Source organism: Candidatus Thiosymbion oneisti, from assembly GCF_004359955.1.
Taxonomy (GTDB): domain Bacteria; phylum Pseudomonadota; class Gammaproteobacteria; order Chromatiales; family Chromatiaceae; genus Thiosymbion; species Thiosymbion oneisti.
Genome location: NZ_SMSC01000007.1, coordinates 16,154 through 31,023, shown reverse-complemented (window position 1 = coordinate 31,023; position 14,870 = coordinate 16,154). Strand labels below are relative to the sequence as shown.

General features: G+C 61.6%; 13 protein-coding genes. 10 read left to right on the top strand and 3 right to left on the bottom strand.

Features of this window, described 5'->3' with window-relative positions; genetic code table 11:
• Positions 1-112: 112 nt before the first annotated feature.
• A complete protein-coding gene (gene nadB, locus E1958_RS05240; RefSeq protein WP_133510938.1) occupies positions 113-1,735 on the bottom strand; it encodes an L-aspartate oxidase in 1,623 nt (540 codons plus the stop codon).
• A gap of 674 nt (positions 1,736-2,409) precedes the next feature.
• Here nadB and rpoE point away from each other — a divergent pair.
• From rpoE to E1958_RS05205, 7 genes are all read left to right on the top strand, one after another.
• Complete coding sequence (rpoE, locus tag E1958_RS05235) at positions 2,410-2,988, top strand: RNA polymerase sigma factor RpoE (RefSeq protein WP_133510937.1); 579 nt, start codon at positions 2,410-2,412, stop codon at positions 2,986-2,988.
• An 8-nt stretch (positions 2,989-2,996) separates the two neighbouring features.
• On the top strand, positions 2,997-3,935 hold the full coding sequence (locus tag E1958_RS05230) for a MucB/RseB C-terminal domain-containing protein (RefSeq protein WP_165742245.1): 939 nt from the start codon (positions 2,997-2,999) through the stop codon (positions 3,933-3,935).
• Entirely contained in the window at positions 3,932-4,447 is a 516-nt protein-coding gene (locus E1958_RS05225; protein ID WP_165742242.1) for a SoxR reducing system RseC family protein, read from the top strand. The genes E1958_RS05230 and E1958_RS05225 overlap by 4 nt, the downstream gene beginning before the upstream one ends.
• Positions 4,448-4,897: 450 nt before the next feature.
• The gene (locus E1958_RS05220) at positions 4,898-6,958 is read left to right on the top strand and encodes an ABC transporter ATP-binding protein (RefSeq protein WP_133511019.1); all 2,061 of its coding nucleotides are present in this window, start codon (positions 4,898-4,900) and stop codon (positions 6,956-6,958) included.
• 375 nt (positions 6,959-7,333) lie between these two features.
• Positions 7,334-7,540 (top strand): addiction module protein, encoded by a 207-nt coding sequence (locus E1958_RS05215; RefSeq protein WP_133510934.1) that lies wholly within the window; start codon positions 7,334-7,336, stop codon positions 7,538-7,540.
• Entirely contained in the window at positions 7,540-7,848 is a 309-nt protein-coding gene (locus E1958_RS05210; RefSeq protein ID WP_133510933.1) for a type II toxin-antitoxin system RelE/ParE family toxin, read from the top strand. The genes E1958_RS05215 and E1958_RS05210 overlap by 1 nt, the downstream gene beginning before the upstream one ends.
• Before the next feature lie 130 nt (positions 7,849-7,978).
• Complete coding sequence (locus E1958_RS05205; RefSeq protein WP_133510932.1) at positions 7,979-8,287, top strand: PIN domain-containing protein; 309 nt, start codon at positions 7,979-7,981, stop codon at positions 8,285-8,287.
• A gap of 33 nt (positions 8,288-8,320) precedes the next feature.
• On the opposite strand, the gene E1958_RS05200 is transcribed toward E1958_RS05205, so the two are convergent.
• Together E1958_RS05200 and E1958_RS05195 are read right to left on the bottom strand one after the other, a co-directional pair.
• Entirely contained in the window at positions 8,321-9,256 is a 936-nt protein-coding gene (locus E1958_RS05200; protein ID WP_133510931.1) for an isoaspartyl peptidase/L-asparaginase family protein, read from the bottom strand.
• Positions 9,257-9,449: 193 nt separating this feature from the next.
• Positions 9,450-10,568 (bottom strand): ATP-grasp domain-containing protein, encoded by a 1,119-nt coding sequence (locus E1958_RS05195; RefSeq protein WP_207787954.1) that lies wholly within the window; start codon positions 10,566-10,568, stop codon positions 9,450-9,452.
• A gap of 89 nt (positions 10,569-10,657) precedes the next feature.
• Here E1958_RS05195 and E1958_RS05190 point away from each other — a divergent pair, with 89 nt between their 5' ends.
• The 3 genes from E1958_RS05190 (at position 10,658) to mutL (ending at position 14,853) form a co-directional block, all read left to right on the top strand.
• Positions 10,658-11,995 (top strand): AAA family ATPase, encoded by a 1,338-nt coding sequence (locus E1958_RS05190; RefSeq protein WP_133510930.1) that lies wholly within the window; start codon positions 10,658-10,660, stop codon positions 11,993-11,995.
• Positions 11,988-12,569 carry a hypothetical protein gene (locus E1958_RS05185; protein WP_133510929.1) on the top strand — a complete coding sequence of 194 codons (582 nt, stop codon included), beginning with the start codon at positions 11,988-11,990 and terminating at the stop codon, positions 12,567-12,569. The genes E1958_RS05190 and E1958_RS05185 overlap by 8 nt, the downstream gene beginning before the upstream one ends.
• 469 nt (positions 12,570-13,038) lie before the next feature.
• A complete protein-coding gene (mutL, locus tag E1958_RS05180) occupies positions 13,039-14,853 on the top strand; it encodes a DNA mismatch repair endonuclease MutL (protein WP_133510928.1) in 1,815 nt (604 codons plus the stop codon).
• Positions 14,854-14,870: the final 17 nt, after the last annotated feature.

Genomic DNA, 14,870 nt, shown 5'->3' with positions numbered 1-14,870 from the left:
GGTTTTCTCACCACAGAGGACACAGAGAACACAGAGGGTTGGATTCGATAGCATCAGCGTCCGACGCCATCAATCAGGTGGGACCTGACAATTAGTTTCTTAGACAGCCTCTTTAGACCCCGCACCGCGGGCGGTAGCCGGCGGGGATCAGAATCGTAGGTATGCGCTGGGACGGGTCTGCGTCGGGAAAATCGAGGTTGTAGTGGAGGCCGCGGCTTTCGCATCGGCTTTGCGCGGAGCGGATGATGAGGTCCGCCACCTCCACCAGGTTGCGCAGCTCCAGCAGGTCGTTACCGACGCGGAAGTTGCTGTAGTATTCGATGATCTCTTGGCGCAGCAGGTCTACCCGGCGCTTGGCCCGCCGCAGGCGCTTGTTGGTGCGGACAATGCCCACATAGTCCCACATGAAACGGCGCAGTTCGTCCCAGTTGTGGGCGACCACGATCTCCTCGTCGGGTTCCGTGACCCGGCTCTCGTCCCAGAGGGGTACCTCCGGCTCCGGTGCCGGTCGGGTCATGTGCGCTTCGATGGCCCGGGCCGCCAGCTCACTGTATACCAGGCATTCCAGCAGGGAATTGCTGGCCATGCGGTTGGCCCCGTGCAGTCCGGTGCAGGCGACCTCGCCCACGGCGTAGAGTCCGGGCAGGTCGGTATGGGCTTGCCTGTCCACCAGGATGCCGCCGCAGGTGTAGTGGGCAGCGGGCACCACGGGGATCGGCTCGCGGGTGATATCCACGCCCAGTTCCAGACAGCGCACGTGGATCGTGGGGAAGTGCTGCTCGATGAATGCACCGGGCCGGTGGGAGATGTCCAGGTACAGGCACTCGCTGCCGAGACGCTTCATCTCATGGTCGATGGCGCGGGCGACGATATCCCGCGGGGCCAGCTCCGCCCGTTCGTCGAAACGCGGCATGAAGCGCTCACCGTTGGGTAACAGCAGACGGGCCCCTTCGCCGCGCAGGGCCTCGCTGATGAGAAAGGATTTGGCCGCGGAGTGATAAAGGCAGGTAGGGTGGAACTGCATGAACTCCATGTTGGCGACCCGGCAGCCGGCACGCCAGGCCATGGCGATGCCGTCGCCGGTGGCGACGTCGGGATTGCTGGTATAGAGGTAGACCTTGCTGGCGCCGCCGGTCGCCAGGACCACGCAGCGGGCGACCAGGGTGACGACCCGTCCCGAACGCCGGTCCAGCACGTAGGCACCGATACAACGATTGTCCTCAAGGCCCAGCTTGCGGGTGGTGATCAGATCCACCGCGTTGTGGTCTTCGTAGAGGTGGACCTTGTCACGCTCGCGTATGCGACGGTCCAGCGTGCCCGCGATCTCCTTGCCGGTGGCATCCGCCGTATGGACGACGCGGCGGTGGCTGTGTCCCCCCTCGCGGGTGAGGTGATAGCTGCTTGGGTCCTGCCCTTGGGTATCGCGGGTGAAGCGCACCCCCTGTCGAAGCAGCCAGTGGATTTCCCGGGGTCCGTGCTCTGCGACCAGGCGGACCACCTCGGGGTCGCACAAGGCGCCACCGACCCGGAGGGTGTCTTGGATGTGGGAATCCACCGAATCCTTGGGGTCCAGCACGGCGGAGATTCCACCTTGGGCGTAATAGGTGTTGCCCTCGAGCAGCGCGCCCTTGGAGACCACTGCGACGGCGATGTCCGAGCGCAGCTTCAAGGCAAGGCTTAAGCCCGCCGCTCCGCTGCCGAGGATCAGGACATCGTAGCGAAGGATGTTATTCATGGAGATAGATCTTACCGGAAACTCCCGCGGGCGGCAGGGTGGGCACCGATGAGTCTTTCCGACGCCGTGGCTTCACCTGTATAAATTTTTTATACGCGCTCGCCTCGGTGTCTTTCCCGATACCTTGAGGCCCGACGCCCGTTCCGGTAGATTGTCTCGAATCGATATTTCTCTTTCATAGCATTTCTGAATTTCTTCCCCGAATGCCGAGACTATCGCTGCTTCGGGGCGGTCGCCGCCCTTAGAGGCTGTCTAAAAACCAACACATTTCGTCAGGGACTATTCGTTCTGACTATGGGCGCGAGGGGTTGGTCACCCTGCGCAACGATGCCGCCTTCTGGCCGCAGGACTTCGCCACCGGTTGAGTGATCCACGACGACGTTTTCGCGCTGGCCGTGGCTACCGGCGGTCGGCTACCTGTTACCCATGGCACCTACTCTCGTAGGTGAGTGCCGGATCCTGTGGGCACCTATAAGGGGGGCCCCTGGTATAGGCGCCGCGTGAGCGTGCCGATGGGGCTGGGCCTTGCTCCGTAGGACGAACCACGAATGGACACGAAATTGATGTGGATGCGGGTCCGTTTGTGGTTTCTGATCCGGACCCTAGAACTTTCGTTTACCGGGAGCTGTCAATGCCATCGGATTTCAGGCCACTGGCCAGGGAACGCCGGGGTCATGTCTGATCGGCGCTCCGACCGGGAGTTGGTAGCCAGGGTGCAGGGAGGCGATAGGCGCGCCTTCGATCTGTTGGTGATCAAGTATCAGCAAAAGGTTGCGAGTCTTATCTCCCGTTATGTTCGCGATCCCGGCGAGATCATGGATGTTGCCCAGGAGACGTTTCTGAAGGCCTATCGGGCGCTGCCGGGGTTTCGTGGCGAGAGTGCCTTTTATACCTGGCTTTATCGCATCGCGATCAATACGGTGAAGAATCATCTGGTCGCTCAGGGGCGCCGTCCCCCCGGAGATGACGTGGAGGCGGATGTGGCCGAGCAGCTGGAAACGGGGGGGCGCCTGCGGGAGCTGGCTACGCCGGAGCATCATCTGCTGAGCATGGAGATAGCCGGGACGGTGCAAGCGGCGCTTGATGGGCTACCGGGGGACCTGCGGACGGCGCTCCTATTGCGCGAGCTCGAGGGTCTGAGCTATGAGGAAATCGCGAACGCGATGGAATGCCCCGTGGGTACCGTGCGTTCGCGCATCTTTCGCGCCCGCGAGGCGATCGACAAACGCTTGAGACCCTTGCTCAAGCCATGAGGAAAACGATGAGTGAACAGCAACGACGACACCTCTCGGCCCTCGTGGATGGTGAAATCGATCCCACATTGGTACCCCCAACCCTGTCCGCACTCGAATCGAACGAGCGCCTGATTGCGGCCTGGGAGGGCTACCATCTCATCGGTGCCGCCATGCGGTCGGAGCAGATTCGCCCTGAATACCGCCTGCTCAGGTCCCGTGTAAGCGAGCGGGTTGCCGCAGAGCCTCCCCTGCAGAGGCCAGTGGCACGCCGAGGACGGGTCCTCCGCCTCCGCCCCCTGGCCGGCGCCGCACTGGTCGCCTGCGCCGTCTCTGCCGCCGTCGTTGCCGTGCCCCGGCTCTTCAATCTCGGGCCCGCCGCCGAACCGCCTCCGAGCCGCCATACCGCTGCGTCTGCGCCGGAGCGGTTCCGGCTTGTCGCTCCTGCTCGGCGTTGGCATGTCGACGAGCCGGCCCTGGAAGGCAAGCTGGACCGGGAGAGCGGGTTGCCGCTCAAATCCGACCTGATGGGGCAGCAGACCGATCCCATCGAACAGGTCATGTTCACATCCCTGGACCTGTTGCCATCGCAGGGGACGGCGTCCACCGCCGGCCCGGTGCCGCAGCAACGGCGGTATGGACCCGAGCCTCCGGTTCCCGGCTTGCTGCCTTGGCGGTTCGATGCCCTTCCCCCCGGTTTCAGCCTGGTGATGCACAATGATTGGCGCGCTGCCGACGGGCAGCCGGTGGACCATTTCGTGCTTTCGGACGGCCTGGCATCGGTTTCCGTCTATGTCGAGGCAGGCAATCCGCAGGCGGGCCTGGAGGGCGGCACCCATATCGGTGCCGTCCATGCCGTCGGCAAACGGGTATCCGATCATCAGGTTACGGTCGTGGGCGAGGTGCCGCCCGAGACGGTGGAGGCGGTGCTTGCAGGCCTTCGACACGCCCCGGGGGGACGGCGGTGATCGAAGAGACAGGCCAAGTCATCTCGGTGCAGGGCGAGCTGGCCGAGGTGGAAAGGCAATCGCGTAGCGGTTGCGGAAGTTGTGCCGTCAAAGGTACCTGCGGCACCTCGTTGCTGGCCCGCTATTTGGGTCCCAAGCGGTTGCTGCTGCGGGCCCATAATACGATCGGGGCCAGGCCCGGCGAGCACGTGGTCATCGGGCTGCCGGAAGGCACCTTGCTGGAGGCGTCGGTCCTGGCCTATCTGGTACCCTTGGTGGCCATGATCGGCGGGGCGGTGGCGGGTGCCTTCGTCGCCGAACGTTTGGCCCCGGCGTACACGCAGGTGCTGAGTGCCGTGACCGGGCTGGGGGGACTTGCCGGCGCGCTGGCCTGGCTGGTCGGATTCATCCGTGCCAAGTCCTTGGACGAGCGCTACCGGCCGCGCATCCTGCGCCGTCTTTCCATAGGTCCGGGCGCATCGCCTAGGGTTTCCCCCCGGTCCCTCTCGGCAACCGATGAGAGGGCGCCATGACTTTTCCGGCTTAGATAGCTGAGCTATCCTTCGACACGACTGAGGTAAGACCTCTAGTACCTAGTTTCGATCGATATTGCTAGTACCTAGTTTCGACCGATGTTGCAAGTTCATAGTCTCTGCTGGCTCACACACTTGGCTTACCCGCTCCAGTGTGTGGACTAGCAATATCGACCGAAACTAGGTACTAGGAGGTGTTCTCAATTAACAAACGATCTAATCCTCGCTATCTCGAACCACGGATAGACACGGATAGACACGGATTTTTCTCCATCCGTGTCGATCGGTGTTCATCCGTGGTTCTCTTTCCGATTGTTATCTGCACTGACCAACGGTCTTCACAAGCTAGATGGCCGCAACATCCCAGCGGTCCGCACCGCGGACCCGACACATAATCAGCTGGTCAGCGTAGGGTCCGCTGTGCGGACCTGCTAAATGTCTTTGATTGACATGACCAATCCCCTGCTCCGGGTCAGCGCCCTGACCACCCTCCTGGGTTCCGAGGACCGACCCGTGCGGGTAGTGGACAGCGTCGATCTGGAGCTCCGCCGGGGCGAGACCTTCGCCCTGCTCGGGGAGTCGGGTTGCGGCAAATCCATGATGGCCCTGTCCCTGATGCGGCTGCTGCCGCCCTCCGGACGCATTACCCAAGGTTCCGTATGGCTCGGGAACACCGAGTTACTGGCGTTGCCCGAGCACGCCATGCGTGGGGTAAGGGGCGGGCGCATGGGCATGATCTTCCAGGAGCCCCAGACCTCCCTCAACCCGGTGCTGACAGTGGGACGGCAGATCGCCGAAGCCGTGCACGTCCACGGTGACTCCCTCCCCCCTGGCGGGGGAGGGGCGGGGAGGGGGGGATCTGTTGCAGAGCGACTCAGTCGCCGCCGGACATCCGAGCGGGTCCTAGAACTCCTGAGCGCAGTGGGCATTCCGGACCCGGAGCGACGCAGCGGTGAGTATCCGCACCAGCTCTCCGGCGGTATGAAGCAGCGGGTCATGATCGCCATGGCCCTGGCGGGGGCCCCGGAGCTCCTGATCGCCGACGAGCCCACCACGGCCCTGGACGTCACCATCCAAGCCCAGGTCCTGCGGCTGCTCAAGGGCCTGCAGCGCGAGACCGGCATGGCGGTGCTGCTCATCACCCACGACCTCGGCGTAGTGGCCGAGACGGCGGATCGGCTCGCCGTCATGTACGCCGGTCACATCCTGGAGACGGCAACCGTCGCTGACTTCTTCGCCCGCCCAGCCCATCCCTACAGCAACCAGCTCATGGCGAGCCTACCGGCACCCGAGAAGCGCACCGGCAGCTTGGCCGTCATCCCAGGCCGGGTGCCACCCCTGGACCGGCCGTTCCAGGGCTGCCGATTCGCCGACCGCTGCCACCGGGTCATGGACCGCTGCCGGGATCAAGCGCCCGCGTGGCATACCCCATCAGTAGGGCATCAGGTGAGATGTCACCTCTGGGAAGATGGCGAGCCGACCGCGGACGCAGGTTCCAAAGCATCGGGAGCCAAGGGCGCCGTCCCCCGCGGGGAGATGGGCAAGACGGTGCTGCGGGTGGCAGACCTCAAGGTCCACTTTCCGATCCACAAGGGCGTCTTCCGCCGCGTCGTGGGTCACGTCAAGGCCGTGGACGGGGTATCCATGGACCTGTGCGCGGGTGGGACCCTGGCCCTGGTAGGTGAGTCCGGCTGCGGCAAGACCACGGTAGGCAAGGGCATATTGCGGCTCATCCCTACCACCGGCGGGACCGTGCGCTTCAACGGGACCGAGCTGACCCGGCTCGGCGGTCGGGCCATGCGCGGCTACCGCAAAGACCTACAGATCATCTTCCAAGACCCCTTCGCCGCCATGAACCCCCGGATGCTAGTGGGCGACATCGTGGGCGAGGGCCTCCAGGCCCTCCGCCTCGAGCCCAACCGGGCAAAGCGGCTGGAGCGGGTGTATTCCCTGCTGGATCGGGTCGGCATGTCCGCTGAGACTGCGGACCGCTACCCCCACGAATTCTCGGGCGGGCAGCGCCAGCGCATCTGCATCGCCCGCGCCCTGGCGGTGGAGCCCAAGGTCATCGTCTGCGATGAGCCCACCAGCGCCCTGGACGTCTCGGTCCAGGCCCAGATCCTCAATCTCCTCCGGCAGCTCCAACGCGACCTGGACTTAAGCTACCTCTTCATCACCCACAACCTCGCGGTGGTCTCCTATCTGGCCCACGCGGTAGCCGTCATGTACCTGGGCCGCATCGTCGAGCGCGGGACCGTCGCCGAGGTCCTGGACGACCCCCGTCACCCCTACACCAAGGCCCTCCTCTCCGCCGTGCCCGTGATCGACCCGGACCAGCGCCGCGAAGTTATCCGACTCGAAGGCGATATGCCTTCGCCGTCGAATCCACCTGCCGGCTGTCACTTCCATCCTCGGTGTCCAGAGGCGGGACCTGAGTGTACCCAGACCTATCCGGTGGGAACCAAACTCAGTGACACCCGAACAGTTCATTGCGTGCGGGTTGGAAATTGAACCGCTTTTCCTTTTACAAGTGTCACCCGAAAATAACAATGTTATCTTGTTTGATATCTTCCCCATCCCGAACTAAGCTTCCTTCCGACGCCGAAATCACAGAGAACTTACCATGATCGCTCCCCGCTCGGTTCTCGTCTCCCTTGTGGATACTCCTTGGTATTACTGCGTATACCACTGTGTACGCCGTGCTTGCTGTGTGGCGGGAACCCTTTCTCGGGCATGAATTTCAACCATGAGATACATACATTGTTCCCGAAATTCCCATGCCCATGCCGGGTAGGCATACACAATCGCTTAAACGCTGATGACTTATCCCTTCGATATGTTTCGGGATAAGCGAAGTTGTGTTTTGAAGGAATAAGGTAAAATAGAATGAGTAGCAAAGAAATACTTGAGCAAGCAATGGCTCTTAAACCAGAAGAACGATTTATGGTCGTTGAGACTTTGTTAAAAAGCCTTGATGAACCCGATCGCAAGATCGATGAAATATGGGCGGAAGAAGCGGAAAAAAGACTCAAAGCCTATAGAGAAGGAAGGCTTGAAGGAGTTCCCATGGAGGAGGTATTCAAGGAGGACTAATGAGGGTTATCTTTTCAAAGTATGCGAAGCTGGAATTAGAAGATGCCGCATGCTTCTATGAGCTTAAGTTTGGAGGTCTCGGCCGGAAATTCGAGGAGGAGGTGAAGAAAGCCGTGAAAAGAATTTCTGAATATCCAAAAGCATGGTCAACAGAGCGAGATGATATCCGAAAATATCTGCTTCACAAGTTTCCTTACAAGCTGCTATATTCTATTGAAGCGGATCACATATTTATCATTGCTGTCTCACATCAGCATCGAAAACCGGATTATTGGATCGATAGAGAAAGATATAACAAACCTGTTTAGGATGTGCAGTGAGCGCAGCGAATCGCATCGATCACGACCCGCTTGCACAGATCATCTTTCAGGAGGTACCTTCGCCGCCATGAACCCCCGGATGGTGGTGGGCGACATTGAGTAAAAAAGATACCCAACCTTGTTTGAGATCTTTCCCATCCCGGTCGATACCGACGTCTTCGTAGGTGCATGCCTGGGTACCGGTGCGTCCAACGAGGTCATCGTCTTATGCCTGAGGGGTGAGGCAACACCGCTCATGGGTGCCTCCCTGCTGGCCGAGTACGAGAATGTCTTGAGCCGTGACGAGTTATTCAATCGGAGCCGATTGATAAGGGCGAACGCAGTGAGTTGCTCGATATCTTCCTGTCGCGTTGCATCTGGAAAGCCGACGCGAATCTACTACGCATGGCGGCCCAATGTCCCGGACGAGGGTGACAATCAATTGTAAAACTCTGCCAGTCGCCCCGGTAGGATATGCAGGTTAAAACCGACAGATGGCCTCCCCGCCGTGCTCGATCCAGCCGTGGACCATCTTCTTGGTCGTAAAGCCGCTGGCACAGTCGCCCGCCTTGTCGATCACGATGACGCCGCCGCGGCCGGTGACCTTGCGTTGCAGGTAGGCAATGCCCGCGGTTACAGCATCCCTGGCGCCGCCGCCTTTGAACAGGATGACGTCGGAGATGGTCTTGGCGATTAGGGTGCGCATGAAGTCTTCACCATAGCCGGTAGTCGAGACGGTGCAGGTCTCGTTGTCCGCATACAGGCCGGCGCCGATGATGGGTGAGTCGCCGACTCGGCCCATGCGCTTATTGACGATTCCGCCGGTGGAGGTGGCGGCGGCGAGATTACCCTCCAGATCCCGGGCGACAGCGCCCACGGTGCCGTATTTCTGTTCCTCGCCCGCGTCCTCGACAGCGTCGTGATCCAGCATAATGCGGTGCTTCAGCCGGGCCTGGTCCAGCTGGGCTACGCGCTCGGGGGTAAGGAAGTAGTGGTCCGGCGTCCGTTTCATCCCGCAGTGTTCGGCGAAACGGAGCGCCCCTTCGCCGATGAGCATCAGGTGCTCGCTGCCGTCCATGATCAGGCGGGCGAGCTGGACCGGGTTGGCGATATTGGAGACGGCGGCCACGGCGCCCGCAGCTAGGTCGCGGCCATCCATGATGCCGGCGTCCATCTCCACATGACCATGCTCGGTGAGCACCGATCCGCACCCCGCGTTGAACAGGGGATCGTCCTCCAGCTGGGAGGCGCAGGTCTCCACTGCTTCCACGGCCCCGGCGCCGCGGGAGAGGATCTCGCGTCCATGTTCGAGGATCACCCGCAGGCTCTCCAGGTAGCGAACGGCGATTCGGTCGTCCTTGATGTTATCCAGGGCACCGGCGCCGCCGTGGATCATGAGGGAAAATGTCTTAGGCATGCTCTCTTCCAAGCAGGACCCCCTGGCCCGCGGACCGAGGCAATAAAAAAGGCACCCTGATCGGTGCCTGATTACAGCCCGAGGATCCCCATCCTTGGGTCCTTTCGAGCCAATATTTGAAGCGTGCGTTCCGAATACCTGGGGAGAAAGCCGGGATCAGGTGCCCCCAAGGGTGCCGATGACCAAGCAGCGATCAAAGACGCCGCTCGAGCTCCAGGATTAGCTGTTCCTGGATCGCCTCCGGTCCAGCAACCAGACACAGGAGCTTGCCCTTGAGGATGGGACCCCAATTGACCAGGACTACACCCTCGCCTCGGTGGGGATTGTACTCGATCCCGGCCAATTGCAGAAAAGTGAGTGAGCGGTGGCGGGTGGGAAAGACCCGCGCCACCCAGGATGCGAGTCCCAGCTTGTGGGCGATGGCGGTGGGATAGGAGGCCCCATTGAAGCGGGGATTGCATTCGATGGCCAGGTAGTCGGTGCCGATGCCTTTCCGTGTGACTGCCACATCGAAGGCAAAGGTCCCCTTCATGCCTTCCCGGTACAGCCATGCGGCCATGGGTTCCACGCATTCCCAGGGCTCGTGCGGTGCCGGAAAACGGTTGCCCTGATGGGCACAGCCGTTGAGTATCTGTTCGGTGACCGCCAGCCGTTCGAGTCCGTCTGCCGTCACCCGGTACTGGAGATTGAGAAAGCTGCTGCTTGCGACCTCCTGCTGGAGCTGGACCGGAACCCCTGGCTCGAAGCGACCAATGGCCGCGCGCAGCTCCGCAGCATCGCCGCAGCGGTAGATGCCGACTCCCGAAACGGAGACCGCGGCCTTGAGATAACAGGGATGCGGAAAGGTTTCGAGCTGCCGGTCGCTGATGTCCGGCGCCTGCGCAAAGCACAGGGTCTTGGGAACAGGCACCCCGAGTCGTTGGGCGACGGACATAAAATTGTTCTTGGAGTTTATGAAATCTACGACTCGGAACCAGGCGGCATCCGGTCGTACCCGGTGCTCGCCGGCACCGAAATAGAAGACGCATACCTCCCGCTCCGGATACCGGGACAGCACATCTTGGCCGACATCCCAGATGATCTGCTCGGTATGACTGAGCCCGATGCGCCGATAATGGTCTCGGATATAAGTCCACTGGGACTTGAGTTCCGGGTGGATCTGGAGCAGGTCCCCAGGTTCGGTCAAACCCAGGGCACGCCCGGAGTAAAGATGATTACCCGACACGCCCTCGGCGGTGCAGCCCATGATGTCATGGTTGATGATCCGCGCCGGCGCAGGTGTCGGCTCGATGAATGCCAGAGCCCCCTTCATCGTCCTGGAACCCTATATTGATTTGCGGTACGGACGATTAAGCAAGATACGTGCCATGGTGATTTGGACAGGATAGAGAGGCCACTTCCATGCTCAATCGAATCAGGATTCAGGGCTACAAATCGCTGCGCGACCTCGAGGTGCGATTGCAGCCGCTGTCCGTGTTGTTCGGTCCCAATGCCGCCGGCAAGAGTAACTTTCTCGATGTCTTGCAGCTGCTTTCCAGGGTCGTCTCGTGCCATCCCCTGAAGGACGCGTTCGAGCCGCCGTATCGGGGCAGGCCCCTGGAGTCGTTTTCTTTTCCCGAGGGCGGATTGAAGGGGCTATTGGCCAAAGAGGTGGTGTCCTTTAGCGTAGAGGTGGACTTCACGCTATCGAAAGCAGTCATCGATGCGGTCAACCGCCAAGTCCGCAAGCTGGAGCAACGCTTCGAGGCAAAGTGGGCACAGGAAGAAAAGGAGAACCGGCAGGCCCCCGTGCAAGAGCGTTTCCTGCGTTATCGCATCGAAATCGAAATGGTGCCGCGATCGGGGATCCTGCGGGTGGCCGACGAATATTTGGCCGCGCTGAACAGTGAAGGTGAGCCCTCCAACAAGTGCGAGCCCTTTTTGTCTCGCGATGACGAGGGGTTGTACTTGCGCCTTGAAGGGCAGGTCCATCCCACTCCCTATCTGGAGCTAGAGCGTTACCTCGATCACAGCATTCTGTCACTGTCGCACAACCCACCAGACTATCCGCACTTGGTCGCGGCCTGTCAGGAGATCAGCCGTTGGCGCTGCTTCTATTTCGAGCCGCGCGAACGCATGCGTGCCGCCAATCCGGTCAAAGAGGTGCGGTACATCGAGTTGATGGGGGAAGGACTGCCGGCCTACCTCAATACCTTGAAGGAATTGGAGCCGCGACAATTTACGGCGGTAGAGAAGGCCCTGAAGACCATCTTGCCGCAGATCGACGGTATCGACGTCGATGTCAACGACCTGGGCGAGGTGGAGCTGAGGCTCTGGGAGGTCGGTATCCCCATTCCCGCCCGCGTGTTGTCCGAGGGGACGCTACGGATCTTAGGAATGCTTGCCCTGGCCGGCGCCAAGGAGCCGCCGTCCCTGGTGGGCTTCGAGGAGCCGGAGAATGGTATTCATCCGCGCCGCATCCAGCTGATTGCCGAGCTGCTGAAGACCCGAGCCGGGATTGGGAATACCCAATATATCGTCACGACCCACTCCCCCATCCTGCCGGATCTGGTCCCGGACGAATCCCTGTTCATTACCCGAAGAACGGATGCGGGGACCAGTATCGAGCCCTTCTCGACCTGGGGTCCCCTGGGGCGCAAAGACGACATCGACCAAGCCTTGATGGACCAAGGCGAAGATTACGGTGAGGGGACCCTCTCCGTTTCCGAGCGTCTGCTGCGGGGGGACTTCGATGGTTAAGACCATCGCGGCCTTCGGCGAGGACTTCGCGCACCAGGAGGTGATTGGGGCCCTCATCGAGTGGGTTGCCACGGAGCAGGATATGGAGGTTCGTATGGACTGGAGAAATGTGCGGCACGGTTATGGGCAGGTCGTGCGCGAGCTGAAGGAATACCTCCGTGATCTCAAACGCCAGGGTAACCTACCGGACCTGCTGGTGGTCGGTACCGATGCCAATTGCAGGGGGTTGTCAGAGCGTACACGGCAAATCCCGGTGGCCGAGAGCCCAGTTCCGGCCGTACTCGCAATCCCCGACCCCTATATCGAGCGCTGGCTCCTGCTGGACGGGGCCGCGTTCAAAGCGGCGCTCGGCCATGGCTGCCGGGCGCCGGACCGAAAATGCGCCCGTGATCGGTACAAACAAGCGCTCATCAATGCTATTTTGGAAGCCGACATCACTCCCAGCCTGGGGGGCATCGAGTTCGCGGAATACATTATCCAGGCAATGGACCTCGACCGCGCGGCAAGCGCGGATCCTTCGTTGCGGCGTTTTCTCGACAGTCTTTGCAGTGCCCTGCGGAGCCGAGGCCAATGACTGACAAGCGTCTCATCGAAGTTACTTTTTGGGAGCCCAGGAGCTGTGACACCTAATTCATATGTTGTGCTGATATGCCGAAAAGATACGCAAGTCGGGAATTGATCGGATTAGCAAAACAGGGTTACGGCGCACCCGAATTCCGTAGCCTGACCGAACACACTGAAGCGCGCGCCTAACCCGACCTACAAGACTTAGCTTAATGGCATTTCCTTATAATACCATCCTGTAAGACCTGCCGCGCTCACCGCATCCTACGTGCCAGGGCTACCGAATAATAAACTCTAACCTCCGGGCTTGTCTCTTAATGGTACAGGATTAACAGGATATTATAATTGTTATTTAAGAAAAATAATCCTGTTAATCCTGAACATCGTGTTAATCCTGTCCTATTAGCGGTTGGCACGACGATTGCGTCAACAGCCCCGAGTCACCCTTGCACGGCCGCCGGCTTTTTGTTTCTATTCCCATGACCAACCGGATCCGGCAGCTTCCCGCGCAGCTCGTCAATCAGATTGCGGCGGGAGAGGTCGTGGAACGGCCGGCCTCGGTGGCCAAGGAGCTGATCGAGAACAGCCTGGATGCCGGTGCGGACCGGATCGAGATCGACGTCGAGCGGGGCGGTATCAAGCTGCTGCGGGTCCGGGACAACGGCGAGGGAATTGCCCGGGAAGATTTGGCCCTGGCGCTCTGCCGCCATGCCACCAGTAAGATCGCCGAAGTCGCGGACCTCCAGTCCATCGCCACCCTGGGGTTCCGGGGCGAGGCCCTGCCGAGCATCGCGTCCGTATCCCGTCTGGAGCTCAGCTCACGGCACCGGGACGCGGATCAGGCCTGGTGTGTCCGCGGCGATGGCAGCGACCAGCCGGGTGAGCCGGTACCGGCGTCCCATCCGGTGGGGACGACGGTCCAGGTGCGGGATCTCTTCTACAATACGCCTGCCCGGCGCAAGTTCCTGCGCACGGACAAGACCGAGCTCTCCCACTTGGAGCAGCTGGTGCGTCGGGTGGCGCTGGCACGCTGCGATGTGCGCTTCCGGCTCACCCACAACGGGCGGCTCCTGTTCGACCTGGCGCCCGTCGCCGGGGAGGGAGGAACGGCGGGGAACCGCCTGCAGGAGCTGGTGGGTGCCGGTTTTCCGGAGCATGCCCTGACCCTGGACCAGACGGCGGTGGGGATGCGCCTGCACGGGTGGGTCGCGAGCCCCGGCTTCTCCCGCAGCCAGTCGGATCTCCAGTTTTTCTATGTGAACGGACGTATGGTCAGGGACAAGCTGGTAGCGCACGCCGTGCGCCTGGCCTACCAGGACGTGCTGCACCAGGGCCGCCAGCCGGCCTATGTGTTGTATCTGGAGCTGCCGCCGGTGCTGGTGGACATCAATGTCCACCCCGCCAAGCACGAGGTCCGTTTTCGCGAGGGACGGCAGATCCATGATTTCATCTTCCGGGCCCTCCACCGCCGCCTCGCGGAGGGCAGAGCTCAGGCAGGGCCTGCACCCGTCGAGGGCCCGCCGCCGGCGACTGGCATGCCTGACCTGGGATCGGCGCGGTCCATGCCGGAAGATCCCGGACCCCGACAGCGACCCATGCCCCTGCGGGTAGCTGAGGGCCCGGACCGGTATCGCTCCGACTTCGAGTCCCAACGACCCGGGTCCAGCCGGGATGCGGATACCGGCCAAGAGAACGGAGCGGACACCGGGTTGCCGCCGCTAGGTTATGCCATCGCTCAGCTGCAGGGCGTCTACATCCTGGCCCAGACCGCGGATGGGTTGGTGATTGTCGATATGCATGCGGCCCATGAGCGCATCGGTTATGAGCGCCTCAAGCGGTCCTGGGAGGAGGGTGCGATCCGCGGCCAGCCCTTGTTGGTCCCGGTCATGGTCCAGGTCGCTCCCTGGGAGGCGGATCTGGCCGAGTCCAATCTGGAGCTATTCCGGCGTCTCGGTGTGGGGTTGGACCGGATGGGTGAGGGCAGCCTGGTGGTACGCGAGATTCCGGCCCTACTCCAAGGGGCAGATGCGGAGCGGTTGCTGCGGGATCTGCTCTCGGACTTTGCCGTGCATGGGCGCAGCGAACGCATTCGCGAGGAGATCAACGGGGTGCTCGCCACCCTGGCCTGCCACCGCTCGGTGCGCGCCAATCGCCGGCTCGAGCCGGAGGAGATGAATGCCCTGTTGCGCGACCTCGAGCGCACGGAGCGTGCCGACCAGTGCAACCACGGACGCCCGACCTGGATCAAGCTCTCCGGGCCGGAGCTGGATCGCCTGTTTCTGCGCGGTCGTTGAGGGCCTACGGGCCGTAT